The organism is Streptomyces sp. NRRL S-31, from assembly GCF_000718775.1.
Classification (GTDB): Bacteria; Actinomycetota; Actinomycetes; order Streptomycetales; family Streptomycetaceae; genus Streptomyces.
In genome coordinates this window covers 40,500-57,780 of record NZ_JOCB01000015.1, presented here as the reverse complement: position 1 = coordinate 57,780, position 17,281 = coordinate 40,500, and the positions used below count along the sequence as shown (strand labels likewise).

Here is a 17,281-nt window from a genome sequence, read left to right as displayed (position 1 = left end):
ACCCCCACAGGAAGAACCTCACAATGGATTGTCATGAGCATGCACTATCCGCCACCCCTCGCCGTCTGACGCTCGTCCTCGGCACGCTCGTCGCGGTGCTGGTCAGCCTGATCACCTGGGGCGGCACGGCCTCCGCGCACGGCTCGGTGATCGACCCCGCCTCCCGCAACTACGGCTGCTGGCTGCGCTGGGGCAGCGACTTCCAGAACCCGGCGATGGCCCAGCAGGACCCCATGTGCTGGCAGGCATGGCAGGCCAACCCCAATGCCATGTGGAACTGGAACGGCCTGTACCGCAACGGTTCCGCCGGCAACTTCCCGGCCGTCGTCCCCGACGGCCAGTTGTGCAGCGGCGGCCGGACCGAGAGCGGCCGCTACAACTCCCTGGACACCGTCGGCCCGTGGAAGACCACGGACATCGGCGCCAACTTCACCGTGCAGCTGTACGACCAGGCCAGCCACGGCGCGGACTACTTCCTCGTCTACGTCACCCGGCAGGGCTTCGACCCCACCACCCAGCCGCTGACGTGGAAGGACCTGGAACTGGTCACCCGGACCGGAAAGTACGCGCCCAGCCAGAACTACTCGATCCCCGTGAGCACCTCCGGCTACAGCGGCCGCCACGTCGTCTACACGATTTGGCAGGCGTCGCACATGGACCAGACGTACTTCCTGTGCAGTGACGTGAACTTCCGCTAGCCACACAGCGGCCGTCACGGGGCCGCATCCGACGGTCGCGGGAACGCATCCGACGGTCGCGGGTGTGCCGCTCGCGAGTGCGCCGTTCGCGGTATCGCCGTCGCCGGCGGGGCGCCCTGTGGCTCGGCTGGGAGAGTCCGCCCTGTGGCTCGGCCGGGAGAGTCATGGAACGGGCGCGTCCGGGGCCCGGGCGGTCACCGCCCGGACCTCGGGCAACGTCAGGACACGCCGGTCACCGATCGGGGTCCGGGCAGCGCCCGGGGTTCCGTCCGTGTGGTCTGCCTCGGGCGGTGCCGTCGTCCGCGTTCCGTCACGCGCCGGGGGGCGTGTCCTTCCTGCGCAGCACGATCAGGACCGCTCCGCCGATCACGACCAGACCGATGGCCACGCCCGTGATCACGGGAGTGATGGCGGAGCCGCCGGTCGCGGCCAGGTCGGTGGTGTCCGAGGCGCTGCCGCCGATCGGGACCGGGCTGGGCTCGCCGCGGAGCTGGGTCGTCTGCGTCGTGAGCGCGCCCTGGGTCTCGCAGTCCAGGACCCCGGTGAAGCGGCGGCTGAAGCCGTGCGGTCCGGTGATCGTGACGTCGTAGGCCTGGTCCTCCGGGAGCGGCACGGTCACCGTGCGGGACGCGCCCGCGGGGATCGTGTACGCGGCGCCCATCAGCTGATAGGTGAACGGCTGGTCGCCCTTGTTGACCGCGGTGACGTCCACGCCGCCCTTGGCGCAGTTCTCCCGGGCCGACACCGCCGGTATGGAGCCCTCGGCGGCCCAGTCGGCGGTCGCCGTCGCGGAGACGGTCGACTCGCTGGAGCCGGCCAGGATCTGTGTCTGGCTACGGCTGTCGGAGGCGAAGGCCCGGCCCACCGGAACCGTCGTGGACGCCTGCACGGTCAGCTCCGCCGTTCCGTCCGCGGCGTCCTCGGGGACGTCGAAGAACAGCCGGCTGCCGTTCTTCGCCGAGGTCACCACCTTGCCGGTCCTGTCGGTGATCCGGATCCCGCTGGTGACCGCGTCCGCGGGCGGGCTGACCGTGACCGCGCCGGCGTTGGTGTGCACGGTCACCGGTCCGAGCGGGTCGCCCGGCCGCCCGGAGACCGCGGGCGGGTCCAGGGTGAGCGAGGCCTGCGGTTCGGCGGCGCTCCGGGCGCTCTTCTCCAGGTAGTCGGCGAGCTTCTCCGCCTGCGGGTCGACGGCGTCGACGTCGGCGCCGTCGGAGTAGCGCCAGATGGCGACCTGGGTGCCGGCCGCCGCGTCCTGCTCGGTCAGCCCGCCGGCTCCCGCCTGCCGCGCGAGTGCGGCCAGGTCGTTGACCTGGGGGTAGGAGTGGTCCAGGATCCAGCGGATCCGGCCCGCGTTCTTGTTGGTGCCCAGCGAGGTGCCGCTCCAGGACGCCTCCTGGTATCTGGCGTCCCGCTGGGTCGGGTTGCGCAGGTCGACGCAGTACGTCTGGAGGGTGCCGCCGCCGTCCACGGACATCTCGAACAGGCCCGCGGACACCCGCTGGTCGTCGCCGTTCTCGTGGATCACGGCCTCGCCGTAGGTCTTCAGGCCGTTGAGGGTGGCCGTCGCCCCGCCCTGGGTCCGGGGTGCCTCGTCGGCCACGGCCGTACCGGCGCCGGACAGCACTCCGGCCGCCATGAGACCGGACACCGTGGTGGCGGCGGCCAGGCGGGCGGTTCCGGTGGACCGGCACAACCCAGAGAACGCAGCAAGCACAGAATTCCCCTTCGAGCAGGACCCGTTGGACGTGGGGGACGGTCCCACCAGCAGAATCGGCAGCCCCAAGGGGCATGCCGGGCATCCTATGGATCACCCGAAGCACGACCCGCCGGTCGGATCATGCGATGGCCGATCCGATCCGCAATCGTTATCGCCGAAGCCGTCCGCGAGCTGGCCGTATCGACAAATCCACTGGTTTCTATGGCATGTTCAGCCACCGTGGCCGACGGATGGCGCGTTGTGCCGACGTCACGTCATCGCCGCTTTCTTCCGGCCCTGTTGACGCGCCCGGCCGCCCGGCGAGTGCACCGGCACGTCCTGTGGTTCCACCGGCGTGTCCTGTAGGTGCACCGGCGTGTCCCGAGGGTCTGCCGCAGATTCCTGTGGGTCCGCCGGTGTTTCCTGTGGGTCCGCCGGGCGCGGTGTCTCCCAGTCCGGCTCCGGCCGGGCGGTCGGAAGTGGTCCCTCCGGCCGGGCCGCGCGCTGGAAGAGCGCCGTACCGCGCGACAGGTCGTGGCCCAGCGCCACGGCGTCGATGTCGGCGGAGGCCCACTGCTGCTGGCCCTCCCGCGTCTCCGTGCGCACCTTGAGCCGGCCCTGGACGACCACCGGCTGGCCCACCTCCACGCACGCGGCCACGTTGACCGCGAGCTGGCGGTTGGCCCAGACCGTGAAGAAGTTGGTGTGCCCGTCCGTCCACGCGTTCTTCTCCCGGTCCCAGTAGCGCGCGGTCACCGCCAGCCGGAACCGGGCCGACGGTCCCGCCGCCGACTCGCGGTAGACCGGCTGGGTCGCCACGTTGCCCACCACACAGACGATGGTCTCGTTCATGTCCTCGCTCCCCTCCCCGCCCGTCCCGTCCCGGCCGGGCGGACACACGTACGGGCCCGTCCCGTACGGCTGCGTCTGCCGTGCCGGCGCGTACGACTCCCGTACGCGTCCGCACGTCCCGCCGACCGCCCGTACCGACCGCCGTGTCCCCGGCCGGCCCGTCGAGCGATCGCCGTGGCCTCAGACTGCCTCCGCCGGGCCGGGCCCGCCGAGCGCTGTGCGCACCCGCCCGCCTGTGGATAACTCCGCCACCCACACGGGTGAACCCCACTCCCGAATCCCCCGGCCCATCCCCATCCCCGTCCCCATCCCCCTCCCGAACCCGTCCACCCCGCAGACGACGGCCCCGCACACGACCGCTCCGCACACGACCGCTCCGCACACGACCGTCTCGCCGGTGCCCCGCTGCTCACATCACCCCGCTCGCGCCGCTCCCCCTCACACCACCGCGGCCCGGGCCCGTACGACCCTCCCGTACTGCTCCCGGACCTCCCGGTACCGCAGCAGCTCCGCCGCCACCGGGTCGAGCACGCGTGCCCGGCCGCAGCTCGCCGCCGCCTCCCGCAGCCGCCGTTCCGCCTCCTGGCCGTAGCGCCGTGCGGGCCCCCGGGCCGCCATCCGGCAGCCCCACTCCACCAGCGGCCCACCGACGATGCCGCACACCATCAGAAGCACCGGAACCCCCAGATTGGGCGCCATGACCCCGGCGATCTGCCCCGCCAGCCAGCCGCCGCCCACGATCTGCAACAGGGTCATCGCCGCCTGCACCAGCACCGCCACCGGCCACCAGCCCGGCCGCGGCGGGCGGCCCGGCGGCAGCCCGGCCCGGGCCGCCAGGTCGTCCAGCGCCTCGGACAATCCCTGGGAGCCGCGTACGGCCGCCTCGCGCACCGCCTGCGCCCACGGCGCGGGCAGCCCGGCCGACGCCCGGTCGGAGACCGTCCGCACGGCCTGTTCCACCCGCTGGCGGGCCGTGGCCTCCTCGTCCGCCTGGGTCCGTACCGGGATGCGGCCGGTAGTGGACTCGCCACGACCCTGGTACCAGCGCCACAGCCGCAGCCAAGGCGTACCGCAGGCCCGGTTGGCGTTGCGCAGCCAGGCGCGCTCGGCGGCCTCGCCCGCCGCGGTGGCGCCCACCGCGTCCGCGAGCCGGGCGGCGAACTCCTCGCGCGCCTCCTCGCTGAGGCCGGCCCGCCGCCCGGTGGCGTACACGGGCCGCAGTTCGGCCGCCGCGGCGTCCACGTCGGCCGACACGCGGCGGGAGGCCGCGCCGCGCTCGGCCACGAACTCGCCGAGCGACTCCCGCAGTTCGGCGACGCCGTCGCCGGTGAGCGCGGACAGCGCGAGCACGGTGGCGCCCGGTTCCCCGTGTTCGCCGAGCGCGATGCCGTCCTCGTCCAGCAGTCGTCGCAGGTCGTCCAGGACCTGGTCGGCGGCGTCCCCGGGCAGCCGGTCGACCTGGTTGAGGACGATGAACATGATCTCCGCATGGCCGGCCATCGGCCGCAGATAGCGCTCGTGCAGCATGACGTCGGCGTACTTCTCGGGGTCGACCACCCAGATGACCGCGTCGACCAGCTTCAGGATGCGGTCGACCTGTTCGCGGTGCTGTACGGCGGCGGAGTCGTGATCGGGCAGATCGACCAGGACCAGCCCGCGCAACTGTCCCTCGTTGTCCGGGCTGTGCATCGGGCGGCGGCGCAGTCGGCCCGGGATGCCCAGCCGGTCGATGAGGGCCGCCCCGCCGTCGCTCCAGCTGCACGCGATGGGCGCGGCCGTGGTCGGGCGGCGTACGCCGGTCTCCGAGATGGCCACTCCGGCGAGCGCGTTGAACAGCTGGGACTTTCCGCTGCCGGTCGCACCGGCCAGGGCGACGACGGTGTGCCGGCCGGAGAGCTTGCGGCGGGCGGCGGCCTCGTCCAGGACACGGCCCGCCTCGGCGAGCGTGTGGCTGTCCAGCCGGGCCCGGGAGAGGCCGACGAGCTCGCGCAGGGCGTCCAGCCGGGAGCGCAGCGGGCCGTCGTACGCCAGCGGCGCCGGGACATGGCCTCCCGGCCCGCGGTGTGCGGGCTCCCCTGCGGAGGCGCGTTCGGCGGCGAGGGCGGCGGCGGTGGCCTCGGTGACGCGCCGCGCGATGAGTCCGTCGTCCCAGGTCTCCGAGGACCCGGCGTCGGCGTCCTTTCCGGTGCCGGTCGCTCGGGGTGCGGCGGCCGTCTCGGCGGGGCCGGTCGCGGAGCCGGAGGCGGTGGCGGCAGGGGCCGTGCCGGTGACGGGGGTGGTGCGGGTGACGGGTGTGGTGCCAGTGACGGCGGTGGTGCCAGTGACGGCGGTGGTGCCGGTGACAGGGGCGGTGGCCGTCCTGGCGGCTGTGGCACCGGGAGCGGGGCGGGACTTCGGGGGGAGGGACTTCGCGGGGAGGGGGTGCGGCCGGGGTACCGAAACGCCTTCCTCGGCACCGCGCCCACGCGCGGGACGCTCCCTTACGACGTCACGGTCCGCTACGACGTCACGGTCCCGTACGACGTCACGGTCCCGTACGACGTCACGCTCACGCACGACATCGCGATCGCGGTCGGCATGCCCGCCCCCCGTCTGGTCCCGGCCGGCGTCCTGCACGCGCGCGTGCAGGACACTGATGTGGTCTCCCTCTCCCTCTCGGCCTCGGTCTCCCTCACCGCTCTTCGCAGCCCCGTCCCCGGCCGCGTCCACCCCGTCAGCCCCGCTCTGACGTCCCCCGCCCTGGGACTCACCCTCCTGGTCCTGGCCCTGGCTGTCGGAGCGGCCGGGGCCGCCGTCGCCGGCCTCCTCCTTCACCCGGCTCAGGCTGACGTGCGCGGAACCGTCGACGCGCTCGGCGCCGTCCGTGCCTCCCGGACCGGTGTGCCCTCTGTGCGCCATGGACCCGGTGTCGCCGCTGCCGCTGTCGGTGCGCCTCATGTGGTCGGTGTGCTCCGTGTGGTCCTGGTCAGTGACGGCGGTCACCGGTCACCTCTCTTTCTGTAGTACGGACAGCGCGGCGATGAGTTCGGCCTGGGGCTCCGGGTGGACGTCCAGGGCGTCGAGCGGGGCGAGGCGCCGCTCGCGTTCGGCCTGCACGACGCGGTCCACGTGTTCGGCGAGCAGTCGTCCGGCCCGGTCGCGCAGCCGCAGCACGCCGTGCGCGCCGAGCCGCTCGGCGAGCCCCTCACCGGCGGTGCGCGCCCGGCGCCCGCCCAGCACCGCCGTGGCGACCAGGGCGGCGACCACCTCCGGATCGGGTGCGCCGGTGCGTTCCAGGATCCGTACCTCCTCCTCGGCGTACTCCTCCAGCTCGCGGCGCCAGCGACGGGCCGCGAGCCCGATGCGGTGCTCGGCGCTCTCCAGGGAGGTGTCACGGCGGGCCAGCTCCGGGGCGCCTGCGGCGGGCTCGCGCCGCCAGGCGTCGTCGACGCGCTCGTCGGCGGCGGTGACGGCGCACAGCAGCAGGGCGGCCAGGCTCTCCACGAGGGCGTCGAGGAGTTCCCCGGCGGTGCAGTCCAGCGGGAACGCGCGCCAGCGTTTGAGGGCGTCCCCGGCGAGCACGGCACCCGACTGGAGGCGGCTGCGTACGCGCGCGTGCTCACTGTCGTAGGCGGCTTCCACGGCGGAGGTGAGCCGGAGGGCCGCCGCGTACTGGGCGGCGGCGGCACCGGCCAGCTCGGACATGCGGGGCTTCAGCGAGTCGAGCAGGCCGTGCGCCGTACGTGCCATGACGTGCTGCCGGGCGGCGGGGTCCTGGGCATGGTGGATCAGCCAGCCCCTCAGGGACGCGACGGCGGTGGCGGGCAGCAGACCGGCACCCCAGGCGGACTCCGGCAGCTCGGGCACGGTGAACCGGGGTACGTCACCGAGCCCCGCCTTGGTGAGCAGGGCGCCGTACTGCCGGGAGACCTCGGAGACGACCTGGTGGGGCACCCGGTCCAGGACGGTGACGAGGGTCGCGTCGTACTCCTTGGCGGTGCGCAGCAGGTGCCAGGGCACGGCGTCGGCGTAACGGGCGGCCGTGGTGACCATGATCCATACGTCGGCGGCGCAGATCAGTTCCGCGGCGAGGACGCGGTTGTCCGCGACCAGGGAGTCGACGTCGGGGGCGTCGAGGAGGGCGAGCCCGCGCGGGAGGGTGTCGGCCGTCTCGACGCGCAGCACGCGCGCGTGCTCGTCATCGGGGGCGAGGAACTCGTCGGCGGGATCCCGGTGGGGCGTCCACACGCGGTTCAGGTCGGGGAGCACGCGCATGCCGCTGAACCAGTGATGATCCTCCGGATGGCAGACGAGGACCGGTGTCCGGGTGGTCGGCCGGAGCACTCCCGCCTCGCTCACCCGCCGGCCGACGAGCGAGTTGACCAGCGTCGACTTGCCCGCGCCGGTGGAGCCGCCGACGACGGCCAGCAGCGGCGCCTCGGGGTGTCGCAACCGGGGTACGAGATAGTCGTCGAGCTGCGCGAGGAGTTCGTCGCGGTTGGCACGCGCGCGTGGGGCCCCGGCCAGGGGCAGCGGAAAGCGTGCGGCGGCGACACGGTCGCGCAGTGCGGAGAGAGTGTCGAGCAGCTGAGGCCGTACGTCCAAGGTCACCACATGTGAAGAATGCCCAATTTTAGGGGAATTCTGAAGCATATGGACATGTCTGCGCGCCGACGGGACGAAAAGGGCGGAAGGGATGACTGGGGCACCGGCACTGGTCAGGCATAACGAGTGCACAACACCCGGTGCGCCAGGAGGCAAAAGCGATGCACGATTCGTACCCGCCTGCGATTATCAGGATCGCTTCACCGAACCTCCACATTGAGCCACGGAGGCGAAGCGACAGGGTCAAGGAACCGGGAGCCCTATCCTTGTCCCCGGCAACGTCACGGATCCGCCCCCACCAGGGCACCAGGCACGGAGCCACCCACCCGGCCCCCGTAGCTCAGTGGATAGAGCAGGCGCCTTCTAAGCGCTTGGCCGCAGGTTCGAGTCCTGCCGGGGGCGCCAGTATCCGCCCTCCCCTTCGGGAGGGCTTTTCGCTGGTCAGAGCCGGTGCCGGCCGATGCGACGAAGCCCCGGAAGCCCCTTTGGTGATCAAGGGGGCTTCCAGGGCCGGCCGGCCCTCACCGGGTTCTCGCGGGTGGCCGTGTCGAACGCGTGCCGACGTTCTCGACCGGTGGAAGATCGGCCCGCGCCCGGCACCTCCGCCTCCGCCTCCGCCTCCGCCTCCGGGAGGTTCCCCGTGGCCTCCAGTCGCCGCTTGAGTTCCGGCAGCTGTCCGTCGACGCACCGGGCGTAGATCATCAGGAGCACGACGACGCTGCTTCCGGCCCACTCGGCCACCTGGGGCGGGCGGGGTGCCGTCGTTCAGCCCCTTTCACCCGCGCCGCGCCACGCCGGCGGATGACCGAGCCGGCGAGGATGCCGCCGGACTCACCCTGGAAGAGCAGATCACGGAAGATGGCGAGCCACCCGGAATCACGGTGAGAGTATCCGCTTCATCGAAGCCGCACCCGGCCGCTCAAGCAGGTCAGCACGCAGACTGCGAGGTCGCAGGTACATCGGAGGCCCCTACCCCTAATCCTCGTCCCAGGCGAACGGCTCCTCGCCGTGGATCACGTTCACGGAAACTTCAGCGGCCATCGGGCAGCCCATGTACTGACCCGCGTGCACCGGCTCGCCCGATGCCGTCGGCTATGCGCCCTGCCCTGTGTAAGCAAGGTGCCCCAGGCTGGACGCCCAGGCCGAAGACGGACCAAGGGGAGGGGCAGGAGCCGTGGGCGAGTGGAAGCAGGGGAAGTGTGGTTGGCCGACGGACCGCGGCAGCTGCCGCAACAAGACGATGAAGGGAACGTCGCGTTGCTACCTCCATCAAGGTGACTGGACAAAGCGCGGCCAGGCCGAACTGACGAAGAGGGCGGGCAAGCGCCGCAAGAAGTGAGCGGACTGGGGGGCTCTGACTGCGTGACGACGCCGAGAGTGTTCATGTGGGCGAAGGGACCCCGAGCGTGTCGGCCGCGACCCTCATGTATTCGGCGTATGGATCGCCCAGCACGTCCACAGCCTGGTTGTACTCACGTAGGAGGTGCTCGCAATCCTGGTCCGACGCCACCGCGTCCCGCCAGCGGACCAGGACGTCAAAGGCCCGATTGGCGCTGCGTCGCAAGTCCTTCGCAACGGCCACGATCTCTGGCGGCCCCCAGAGGCGGAGATCAAAGACGGCGATCTGCAAATCGATCACCGCGCGATTGGTGAGTGCCTGCCGTTCGGCGGCTAGATCCCGTTGGCCCTGGCTGAGAGCATCTGCACAAGCTCGGAGATTATGTAGTACTTCGACGTACAGGTGACTGGTACGTGTGTAGGCCTGCCGACGCTGCTCACGCACCCAATGCCTGTGCTCGGCTTGAGCCTGGTCCTCCACTTGCAGACGCGCGGCTTCGACGGCCTTCAAGGCGCCCAGTCGTGCACCACGCACCCCTGCCATGGCTCCGGCTAAGGCACCCATGGTTCCGGCGAGTCCAGCTACCACAGCCGCCACACCTTGATCCATGGAGCCATCGTGCCGTACAGCCAGGGCGTCTGGGATGGAGTTCTCGTCGGGCGTCGCCATCGTCGGACCTTGTCCGAGAGAAGTCGTTCGTGTCAGTCCACGTTCCGGATCGCCCCGGCCCGGGCGGCGGTTGCGGAGGCTCGGGGACAGCACGGTGCGGAGGGGCAGGGGGCGTGAACCGGCCGCGCTCGTCACGCACCAGGTCGGCTCATGCCGGTGTGCCAAGTAGGGTCGCCAGGTGTGACAACTTCTCCTGATCACGTCGGCAGCAGAGAAGACCTGGCAGCCTTCGTCCGTTCCTTGCGCCGCAGCCACGCGGACGAAGGAAGCTCATGGGAGACCGCGGACCTTCCGAGCTTCCTGGAGGCCCTGGCCGCCTGGATCGACGACGCGGACGGCTGGTATGGCAACACCGGTCGCGAGTTGCCGCCCGGCGGTGACTGGGCGTTCTTCGCCCGAGCTCTGCGAGCGGCGGCCGTGTACGAGTAGGCACCGATCCGGTGCCGCCCGCCTCTCCTGCCGTAGCCGTGCCCACAGGGCTACGGTGGGCCCGCCCGTCAGTGTGGAGCAGGAGGCACCGGTGAGTGAGGCGGACGTGCCCGCGTCGCGGCGCAGTGCGGCCAGGCGGGCCCAGGACCGGCGCCGCCGTGAGCGTATGCGTGGTGGCGGGGGCGGGGAGCGCTACACGGTGGACGGGATCGGCGAGCGGGACGGCTGGATCTGCGGTCTGTGCCAGGACCCGGTGAGCAAGGGCTACCGGCACCCGGACCCCCGGTCACCGAGCATCGACCACGTCCGGGCCGTCGCGGCCGGCGGCACCGACACGCGGGACAACGTGCGCCTCACGCACTGGGGCTGCAACCACGAACGCAACGACAGCACCCCGCTGAGGACCGTCGGGGAAGCCGAGGCGCAGCGTGCCGTCCTGCTCCGGATACCCGGCCTGCGGGAGTACGCGGAGAGCATCACGGCGCAGGACATGGTCCGCCGCTCCCAGGCGCGCCACTCACCCGAGAGGTACCGGGCCAGGCTGGCGCGTCGGGTGGAACGCTACGAGCGCGAGGGACGTTGATCGGGTGGCTCGTGGCCTTCATGTGACCGAGGGTCAGTTCTCGCCCCGGTTCAGCTTGCGCAGCGTCTCCCTGCTCCAGCCGGAGATACGGGCCAGGTCCGCCTGGCGGACGCCGCCCGTGGCCGCGTCGCGGAGCGAGGACTGGAGCGCCTCGGTCGCCTCCTCCAGCCGGGCGAGGGCCTCCCGGCGCCGGCCGGTGTCCCTGCGCACCTTGTGTTCCAGGACGCTCCGCAGGGAGAAGACCGCGGGCCGGCCACCGGCCCCCTGCACCCGGACCAGGATGCGCAGGGCGTGCGCGTCCGGGGCGACCAGTGTCTCCACGCTCTGCCTGTAGTGGGTGACGTAGCGGTCGAACGCCTGCACCGCCGCGTCGGCCGCGTGGAACCCGTAGAACCAGCTCGGGGTGACGGCTTGCGCGTACCAGTCCTCCTGACCCCGCCGCTGGACCTCGACGGTGAACGCCGACCGCTGCGGACGCGAATCTTCCACGGTGCCCCCTCGACTGTCGCTTCTTCTCACGATGGGTCACACGCGGTCGGCCGCACAGTGACGCATCCGGCCTGAGCGGGGAGAGCGCGGCCCGGTCACGGCCCTTCAGGGCGTTCTCGCAGGTCAGCTGTGTGCACCCAGGAAATCGGGAGTTGTTCCCGTGGCCTCCTCGTGGAGTGAGCCGTGCGGCGGGGGTGCCTGTCGTGACTGGCGCGGAGGGTGAGGGAGGGGATCGCGGACGGTGAGGAAAGGGGATCGCGGACGGTGAGTGCGGTGACGGCCGCCTCGCCGTCCGGGTGAGTCGTCACCCGGCCCGCCTCTCCTCCGGCGCTTTCCAGTTGATCGCTAGAGTCGCCCCGGGGAAGGGAGATGACGTGCGACTTCGTTGTGTGGTGCTGGACGACTTCCAGAGTGTGGCGGTCGAGTCGGCCGACTGGTCGGTGCTCGGGGATCAGGTGGAGGTCGTCGCGCTGCGCGAGCACCTCGACGGTGAGGACGCCCTCGCCACGGCCCTCGCCGACTACGACATCGTCGTCACCCTGCGCGAGCGCGTCCCCTTCCCGGGCTCCCTGATCGCCCGCCTCCCCCGGCTGAAACTGCTCATCGCCTCCGGGATGCGCAACGGCGTCATCGACTACGCCGCCGCCCAGGCGCACGGTGTCACCGTGTGCGGTACGGCGAGTTCGGGCACCCCGCCGGTCGAGCTGACCTGGGCGCTGCTGCTCGGTCTCGCCCGCGGGATCGTCCGGGAGAACAACGCCCTGCGCGGGAACGGCCCCTGGCAGTCGACCGTCGGTGCCGATCTGCACGACCGCCGGCTGGGGCTGCTCGGGCTCGGCCGGATCGGCAGCCGGGTGGCCCGGGTCGGGCTCGCCTTCGGTATGCGGGTGAGCGCGTGGAGTCAGCACCTGACCCGGGAACGTGCCGAGGAGGTGGGCGTCGAACTGGCCGTGTCCAAGGAACAGTTGCTCGCCGACAGCGACTTCGTCTCCGTCCACCTGGCCCTCGGCGACCGCACCCGCGGCCTCGTCGGCGCCGCCGAACTCGCCCTGATGAAGCCGACCGCCTACCTGGTGAACACCTCCCGTGCGGCCATCGTCGACCAGGACGCGCTGCTCGCCGCGCTGCACGAGGGCCGGATCGCCGGTGCCGGCGTCGATGTCTTCGACGTCGAGCCGCTGCCCGCCGGGCATCCCCTGCGCAGCGCGCCCCGCCTCCTCGCCACCCCCCACCTCGGTTACGTCTCCCGCGCCAACTACACGACGTACTACGGCCAGGCCGTCGAGAACATCCGGGCCTACCTGGCGGGCTCCCCCGTACGGCGGCTGCCCTGAGCATGCTCCGACCAGGCCCCGAGAACGCCCGCTGAGAGATCCCCTGCGCCGTTGAAAGGGTGATCCCCGGCTGATCACCGTGACCCGCCCCGTGCGGCGCCGTTGAACGGGAAGTGCGGCGGCTGGCCTGTCGCCGCGCTTCCCGAGCTACAAGAGGAGAACGTGATGTCTCGCATCGCGAAGGCAGCCGCTGTCGCTCTCGGCAGCGGTGCCGTGGTGGTCGGCGGGGCCGGGCTGGCCCTGGCCGACGCGGGTGCTCATGGCGTGGCCGCCGAGTCACCCGGTGTGGTGTCCGGCAACCTGCTCCAGGTCCCGGTGGAGGTCCCGGTCAACGCCTGCGGGAACACCGTCGACGTGGTCGGCCTGCTGAACCCGGCCTTCGGCGACCCCTGCGTCAACGCCGGCCACCACGACGCGCCCGGCAACCCCGGCACCGACTACGGCGACGACGACGGCTACGGCGACTGAGCCCACCGGCACGCACCATCGGGCGAGAGCCCCGGCACTCCGAGCGCCGGGGCTCTCGCCACGTCCGCGGCTCCCGCCCTCACGCGTACCGGTAGATCCGGCTCATGTCCTCCAACTGGTCCGGGGTCTCGTCCCACGGCGGGAGCTTCCGGTGCCGGGCGACGACCCGGCCGTGCTGGGCGTCACCGGCTCCGGGCGGTTCGGCCGGCAGGTAGCGGTGGCTGCGGTGGGCCCGCTGCCAGCGGTCCCACTGGAGGTCGACGAAGGCGTGGTGCAGCCAGAACACCGGGTCGTTGACGGACGCCCCGCCGAGCATGGCGCCGCCGATCCAGCGGTGCACCCGGTTGTGGTTGTGCCAGGAAGCGCTGCCGCTGCCGCTCCCCCACCCCTCCAGCTTGTTGCGGAAGCCCTTGCGGACGGTGGAGTCCCACGGCCACGCGTCGTAGACGGGGTCGTCGAGCGCCCACTTCAGGTCGCTCCCGGCGGGCAACTGGAGGGGGGCGGCCGAGCGGCCGAGGTCCCGGGTGAGGAACCGGACGTCGGTGACGCCCTCCTTGAGGGTCCAGTGGCCCGCCGCGTAGGCGAACGGGCCGGTCGTCACCTGCCGGTCCGAGCGCCGCCCGTTGCCGCCGAGCAGGTCCTTCGTCCATGGCACCGAGGTCGTCGTACGGTCCCGGGTCCAGTCCCAGTACGGCACCGTCACCGAGGAGTCGACACGGCGCAGGGCCTGCTCCAGCTCCAGCAGGAACCTGCGGTGCCAGGGCAGGAAGGAGGGCGCCATGTGGGCGGTGCGCAGCCCGTGTTCGCCGTCGGCGGTGTAGTAGTCGATGTGCATCCGCACGAACTCGTCGTACTCGCCGCGCCGTTTCAGCTCCAGCAGCGCGTTCACGAACCGCCGCCGCTCCGTCGCGGTGAGCGTGCTGACGTCCTTACGCACGTACGCCATGCTCTCCCCCCAGGTGCGCGCCGTGGTGTACGCCGTCGAGCCGGCCGGGCGCCAGGTCGCGCAGCCGCCGGCCGGGCCCGATCTCGTCCACGGCCGCCCGGGTCGCCTCCAGCGGCGTCCGGTACGACGTGTAGTGGTCGACCATGCTCAGCCAGGTGCCGTCGGCCCGGCGCATCAGGTGCAGCGGGCGGCCGTCGATGGTGATCCGCCACTCGCCCCCGGCTGCCGCGCGCTCCGCCGAGGGCACCAGCACCCCCTGGATGCGGCGGCCCCGGTAGGTCTCGTCGAAGAAGCCGCCGTCGGCTCCCTGGGCCCCGGGCAGCGGCCGGGAAGCGGCGACGACCGGGGTCAGCGCCAGTGCGGCGGCGGAGGCCAGCAGCCCCCGCGCCACCTCTCTGCGGGGCGGCCCGGCCGCCCCCGCCGATGCCTGCTGCTCCACGTCCGCCACCGCTGCGTCGACATCGACGACCATGCTCGCTCCTCGTCCGGGTACGCCTGTCCGTACCGGCTAACCGCTCGAGGGCGCGCGGGGTCACCACGGAGAAGCCATACGGCGGGTACGGCGGGTACGGCAGAAGCCGCGGCGACGGCAACGGCGGCCACGGGATACGGCGGACGGATGCGGCGGTGCCGTGGCTACCGTCCCGAGCGCATGCCCAGATCGGCGTCGGCGACGGTCCGGAGGGCGGGGGCGAGGACGCCGGCTTCGGGCAGCTTCGGGCCCGGGAGACCGAAGTTGTCCGGGCCGGGCGGGGTCAGCGGGGCGTCCACGCTCAGGCCGGGGGTCAGGGCGCGCAGGTCGGAGGCGGGGGCCTCGACGCCGATGCGGTCGGACCGGTCGCCGAGGGGGCGCGGCAGGGGCGCCCGCAGGTCCGCGCCGGGCAGCGCGCCCGCGACCGGCAGCCGGGGCACGGTGCGGTCGGGCAGCAGGCGCCCGGTGACGTGGCGCGGTCCCTCGGGCGTGCCCGGTGTCAGCAGCGGCAGGTCCAGGTGTGCCTCGGGCACCTCCGTGCCCAGGGACCGGGAGACGCCGTCCAGCGGTACGGGCACCGGGACCGTGCCGACCGCTGCGGCGGGGGTGGCCGCAGCTCCCATGGCGGCCGTGACGCCCGTGAGGACGGCGGCGAGGGTTCCTCGGGTGGTCGAATTCATGTCAGGTACGGCCCCTTCCAGGGTGCGGGATGCGACGTCCGTACCGGGTAACGAGCCGGAAAACGCCACCAGCGCACAATTCGCCCGACTGCCGTAATAATCACGCGGATCACGCTGATCACGCTGATCAAACGGACCACACCGATCACCAGGATTACGGCGTTCGGGCCGGTCAGGGCCCGGGGTGTCAGCCGCGCAGGCTGGTGACCGGCAGCAGGACGTGCGCGGCGGCCTTCAGGGTCTCCTCGGCACCGGCGAACTCGGCCAGGGCGGCCGGATCGACGACCTTGCCGGGCAGGCCCTCGGGCCAGGCGCGGGTGGTGAAGACGAGGTAGGCGTAGCCGCGTTCACGGACGGCGGCGAGCCACTCCGGCGGCGCGCCGGCCTGGGCGATCAGCGGCGGCATCCGGAGGACGGCCTGGCCGGCCTCCACCAGCAGGCTGACCGGGAGGCTGGGCCGGCCGGTGCCGTCGACCAGATCGCCGCCGACCGGCAGTCCGCCCCGCGCGAGCAGCCGCTCGACCGCGGCGGCCGTCGCCTCCGGGCCGCCGTCGGTGTCACCGAGGGAGTAGGCCAGCAGGTACGGCATGTCGGGGCCGTCGGGGGTCTCGCCGCTCCAGGCCAGGACGACGAGCGTGCCCAGCTCGGCGGGACGGTTCTCGGTTGAGGTTGAGGTCACCGCGCGACCATACCGACGCCCTCACGCGCCGCCGGGCGGCTTCTCACCCTTCCGGACCAGTGCCCGGGGTTGCTCCACACGAATGAGGGAAGCGGCCTCGAACACGCCGGAGGCCGGCGCCGCGGGTGCGGTACCGGCCCCCTGCCCGGGGTGTCAGCTCTGGAGCGGCAGACCGCCGAGGAGCGGGTTGTGCTGGTTCAGCGCGGCGGTGGCGCCCTTCACCGTGTGGAGCAGGGAATCCTTGTTCTCGCTGTCGAGCGCGTGCGACTGGTGCTGGAGCGGCATCGCGTCCTGGAGGGTGAGGGGCCTGCTGGTGAGCTGGTTGACGGCGCCGTTGAGGCTGGTCGGCGCGAGGTCGGAGGTGTTGGCGGCGAACGCGGGCGCGGTGACGCCGGCGAGGGCCACGGAACCGGCAACGACGGCGGCGGCCTTGAGGGACTTCATCGTGTTCCTTTCTTCGGCAACTCACGTCACCCCAGGGAATCGGACGCCGTGTCCAACGATTCCCGGCCGGGCCGGAAACCCCGCGCGCGGAAGACATATGAGATCCCCGAGAACCCCGAAGCGCAGCGGGAGTTCCCCGCGTCAGCCGGTCGTCGGGGGCAGACTCGGTACGGCGGGTACGGCGGGTACGGCGGGTACGGCGGGTACGGCGGCCTGCGTGGCCGCCGGGGAAAGCGCGGTCAGGGCGGGCGTCTGGGTGGCCGTCGTCGCGGTGGCCGTCGTCTGGGCGGTGCCGAGGGTGTCCGTCAGCAGGTCTACGAGGCCGGACACCACGTCGTCGGCGGACGACGGGAGCTGGTCGAGACCGTCGGTGACCGCCTTCACCAGGTTGTCGATCGCGGTGTCCAGGGCGCTGAGCGCGTCGTCGAGGAGCTCGCGGGAGATCGGGACGCCGGCACGCGCGTGCCGTGCGCCCATCGGCGCGGTGTGGCCAACCGGGACCGCGGAACCCCTGGGCGCGGCCAGGTCGGCGGGGGCGGGGGGCTTCGCCGTCGGCGCCGTGGGCTTCGCCGCCGCCGTCGCCGGTGCCACGAGGGCCGCCTCGGCTGCCGCCTCCGCCGGGGCGGCGACGGACCTGGCGACCGCCTCCTTCGCCGCCTCACCCAGCCTCCTGGCCTCGTCGGCGGGGAGCGTGCCCTGCTCCAGCGACCGGTCGAGCAGGTCGAGGACCGGGGTCAGCGCGGGGTTCGTGTCGCCCAGCGCTCCGACCTGAGCGAGCAGCCTCTCCTTCCCCGCCGCGGGAACAGGCGCCCGGGCGGGCAGAGCGCGCATGGGGGTTCCTTTCGGTGAACTGCGGGACTGTCCCACCGTCAGTTCGCCGATCGCACGGCGCAACCGCTCATCCACTCGCTGTGAT

The 17,281-nt window shown here is 72.5% G+C and carries 18 protein-coding genes and 1 tRNA gene; 6 read left to right on the top strand and 13 right to left on the bottom strand.

The window, feature by feature from the left end; genetic code table 11:
* Positions 1-23: 23 nt before the first annotated feature.
* Positions 24-698 (top strand): lytic polysaccharide monooxygenase, encoded by a 675-nt coding sequence (locus IF37_RS0108935; RefSeq protein WP_030738876.1) that lies wholly within the window; start codon positions 24-26, stop codon positions 696-698.
* A gap of 310 nt (positions 699-1,008) precedes the next feature.
* Here the strand turns inward: IF37_RS0108935 and IF37_RS0108930 are convergent, their stop codons facing one another.
* The 4 genes from IF37_RS0108930 to IF37_RS0108910 all read right to left on the bottom strand — a co-directional run bounded on the left by IF37_RS0108930 (position 1,009) and on the right by IF37_RS0108910 (position 7,842).
* Positions 1,009-2,337, bottom strand: a complete 1,329-nt coding sequence (locus IF37_RS0108930; RefSeq protein ID WP_173456757.1) for a Cys-Gln thioester bond-forming surface protein — start codon at positions 2,335-2,337, stop codon at positions 1,009-1,011.
* A gap of 330 nt (positions 2,338-2,667) precedes the next feature.
* Complete coding sequence (locus IF37_RS0108925) at positions 2,668-3,249, bottom strand: single-stranded DNA-binding protein (RefSeq protein WP_079165627.1); 582 nt, start codon at positions 3,247-3,249, stop codon at positions 2,668-2,670.
* Positions 3,250-3,687: 438 nt separating this feature from the next.
* Positions 3,688-6,231, bottom strand: coding sequence for a YfjP family GTPase (locus IF37_RS0108915; protein WP_030738868.1), 2,544 nt, complete (start codon positions 6,229-6,231; stop codon positions 3,688-3,690).
* Positions 6,232-6,234: 3 nt separating this feature from the next.
* Complete coding sequence (locus IF37_RS0108910) at positions 6,235-7,842, bottom strand: dynamin family protein (RefSeq protein ID WP_030738864.1); 1,608 nt, start codon at positions 7,840-7,842, stop codon at positions 6,235-6,237.
* A gap of 320 nt (positions 7,843-8,162) precedes the next feature.
* Here IF37_RS0108910 and IF37_RS0108905 point away from each other — a divergent pair.
* A tRNA-Arg gene (locus IF37_RS0108905) sits at positions 8,163-8,238 on the top strand.
* A gap of 87 nt (positions 8,239-8,325) precedes the next feature.
* Here the strand turns inward: IF37_RS0108905 and IF37_RS45605 are convergent.
* Positions 8,326-8,544: a hypothetical protein gene (locus tag IF37_RS45605; RefSeq protein WP_253915703.1), complete on the bottom strand. Its 219-nt coding sequence runs from the start codon at positions 8,542-8,544 to the stop codon at positions 8,326-8,328.
* Positions 8,545-9,214: 670 nt separating this feature from the next.
* Positions 9,215-9,841, bottom strand: coding sequence for a hypothetical protein (locus IF37_RS44405; RefSeq protein ID WP_158727313.1), 627 nt, complete (start codon positions 9,839-9,841; stop codon positions 9,215-9,217).
* 240 nt (positions 9,842-10,081) lie between these two features.
* Here IF37_RS44405 and IF37_RS0108885 point away from each other — a divergent pair, with 240 nt between their 5' ends.
* Both IF37_RS0108885 and IF37_RS0108880 read left to right on the top strand, forming a co-directional pair.
* Complete coding sequence (locus IF37_RS0108885; protein WP_253915702.1) at positions 10,082-10,270, top strand: hypothetical protein; 189 nt, start codon at positions 10,082-10,084, stop codon at positions 10,268-10,270.
* A gap of 91 nt (positions 10,271-10,361) precedes the next feature.
* Positions 10,362-10,853, top strand: a complete 492-nt coding sequence (locus tag IF37_RS0108880) for an HNH endonuclease (protein ID WP_030738855.1) — start codon at positions 10,362-10,364, stop codon at positions 10,851-10,853.
* A 33-nt stretch (positions 10,854-10,886) separates the two neighbouring features.
* Here the strand turns inward: IF37_RS0108880 and IF37_RS0108875 are convergent, their stop codons facing one another.
* Entirely contained in the window at positions 10,887-11,342 is a 456-nt protein-coding gene (locus IF37_RS0108875; protein ID WP_030738853.1) for a hypothetical protein, read from the bottom strand.
* Between the two features lie 374 nt (positions 11,343-11,716).
* On the opposite strand from IF37_RS0108875, the gene IF37_RS0108870 reads away from it, so the two are divergent.
* Both IF37_RS0108870 and IF37_RS0108865 read left to right on the top strand, forming a co-directional pair.
* Positions 11,717-12,676, top strand: a complete 960-nt coding sequence (locus IF37_RS0108870; protein WP_030738852.1) for a D-2-hydroxyacid dehydrogenase family protein — start codon at positions 11,717-11,719, stop codon at positions 12,674-12,676.
* A 165-nt stretch (positions 12,677-12,841) separates the two neighbouring features.
* Entirely contained in the window at positions 12,842-13,144 is a 303-nt protein-coding gene (locus tag IF37_RS0108865; RefSeq protein ID WP_030738850.1) for a chaplin, read from the top strand.
* 79 nt (positions 13,145-13,223) lie between these two features.
* Here the strand turns inward: IF37_RS0108865 and IF37_RS0108860 are convergent, their stop codons facing one another.
* The 6 genes from IF37_RS0108860 to IF37_RS45600 form a co-directional block, all read right to left on the bottom strand.
* Positions 13,224-14,090 (bottom strand): tyrosinase family protein, encoded by an 867-nt coding sequence (locus IF37_RS0108860; protein ID WP_030738848.1) that lies wholly within the window; start codon positions 14,088-14,090, stop codon positions 13,224-13,226.
* Positions 14,074-14,562 carry a tyrosinase family oxidase copper chaperone gene (locus IF37_RS0108855; RefSeq protein ID WP_030738846.1) on the bottom strand — a complete coding sequence of 163 codons (489 nt, stop codon included), beginning with the start codon at positions 14,560-14,562 and terminating at the stop codon, positions 14,074-14,076. The genes IF37_RS0108860 and IF37_RS0108855 overlap by 17 nt, the downstream gene beginning before the upstream one ends.
* 164 nt (positions 14,563-14,726) lie before the next feature.
* On the bottom strand, positions 14,727-15,242 hold the full coding sequence (locus tag IF37_RS0108850; RefSeq protein ID WP_030738843.1) for a hypothetical protein: 516 nt from the start codon (positions 15,240-15,242) through the stop codon (positions 14,727-14,729).
* A 187-nt stretch (positions 15,243-15,429) separates the two neighbouring features.
* Positions 15,430-15,921, bottom strand: coding sequence for a DUF5949 family protein (locus tag IF37_RS0108845; RefSeq protein WP_030738841.1), 492 nt, complete (start codon positions 15,919-15,921; stop codon positions 15,430-15,432).
* Between the two features lie 153 nt (positions 15,922-16,074).
* Complete coding sequence (locus IF37_RS0108840) at positions 16,075-16,365, bottom strand: hypothetical protein (protein WP_030738838.1); 291 nt, start codon at positions 16,363-16,365, stop codon at positions 16,075-16,077.
* A 141-nt stretch (positions 16,366-16,506) separates the two neighbouring features.
* Positions 16,507-17,196 (bottom strand): hypothetical protein, encoded by a 690-nt coding sequence (locus tag IF37_RS45600; protein ID WP_253915701.1) that lies wholly within the window; start codon positions 17,194-17,196, stop codon positions 16,507-16,509.
* Positions 17,197-17,281: the final 85 nt, after the last annotated feature.

Bases quoted from the DNA above. Each gene is read 5' to 3' on its own strand.
- IF37_RS0108935 (WP_030738876.1), top strand. From the start codon at position 24: ATGGATTGTCATGAGCATGCACTATCCGCCACCCCTCGCCGTCTGACG.
- IF37_RS0108930 (WP_173456757.1), bottom strand. From the start codon at position 2,337: ATGGCGGCCGGAGTGCTGTCCGGCGCCGGTACGGCCGTGGCCGACGAG.
- IF37_RS0108925 (WP_079165627.1), bottom strand. From the start codon at position 3,249: ATGAACGAGACCATCGTCTGTGTGGTGGGCAACGTGGCGACCCAGCCG.
- IF37_RS44405 (WP_158727313.1), bottom strand. From the start codon at position 9,841: ATGGCGACGCCCGACGAGAACTCCATCCCAGACGCCCTGGCTGTACGG.
- IF37_RS0108865 (WP_030738850.1), top strand. From the start codon at position 12,842: ATGTCTCGCATCGCGAAGGCAGCCGCTGTCGCTCTCGGCAGCGGTGCC.
- IF37_RS0108860 (WP_030738848.1), bottom strand. From the start codon at position 14,090: ATGGCGTACGTGCGTAAGGACGTCAGCACGCTCACCGCGACGGAGCGG.
- IF37_RS0108855 (WP_030738846.1), bottom strand. From the start codon at position 14,562: ATGGTCGTCGATGTCGACGCAGCGGTGGCGGACGTGGAGCAGCAGGCA.
- IF37_RS0108850 (WP_030738843.1), bottom strand. From the start codon at position 15,242: ATGAATTCGACCACCCGAGGAACCCTCGCCGCCGTCCTCACGGGCGTC.
- IF37_RS0108840 (WP_030738838.1), bottom strand. From the start codon at position 16,365: ATGAAGTCCCTCAAGGCCGCCGCCGTCGTTGCCGGTTCCGTGGCCCTC.
- IF37_RS45600 (WP_253915701.1), bottom strand. From the start codon at position 17,196: ATGCGCGCTCTGCCCGCCCGGGCGCCTGTTCCCGCGGCGGGGAAGGAG.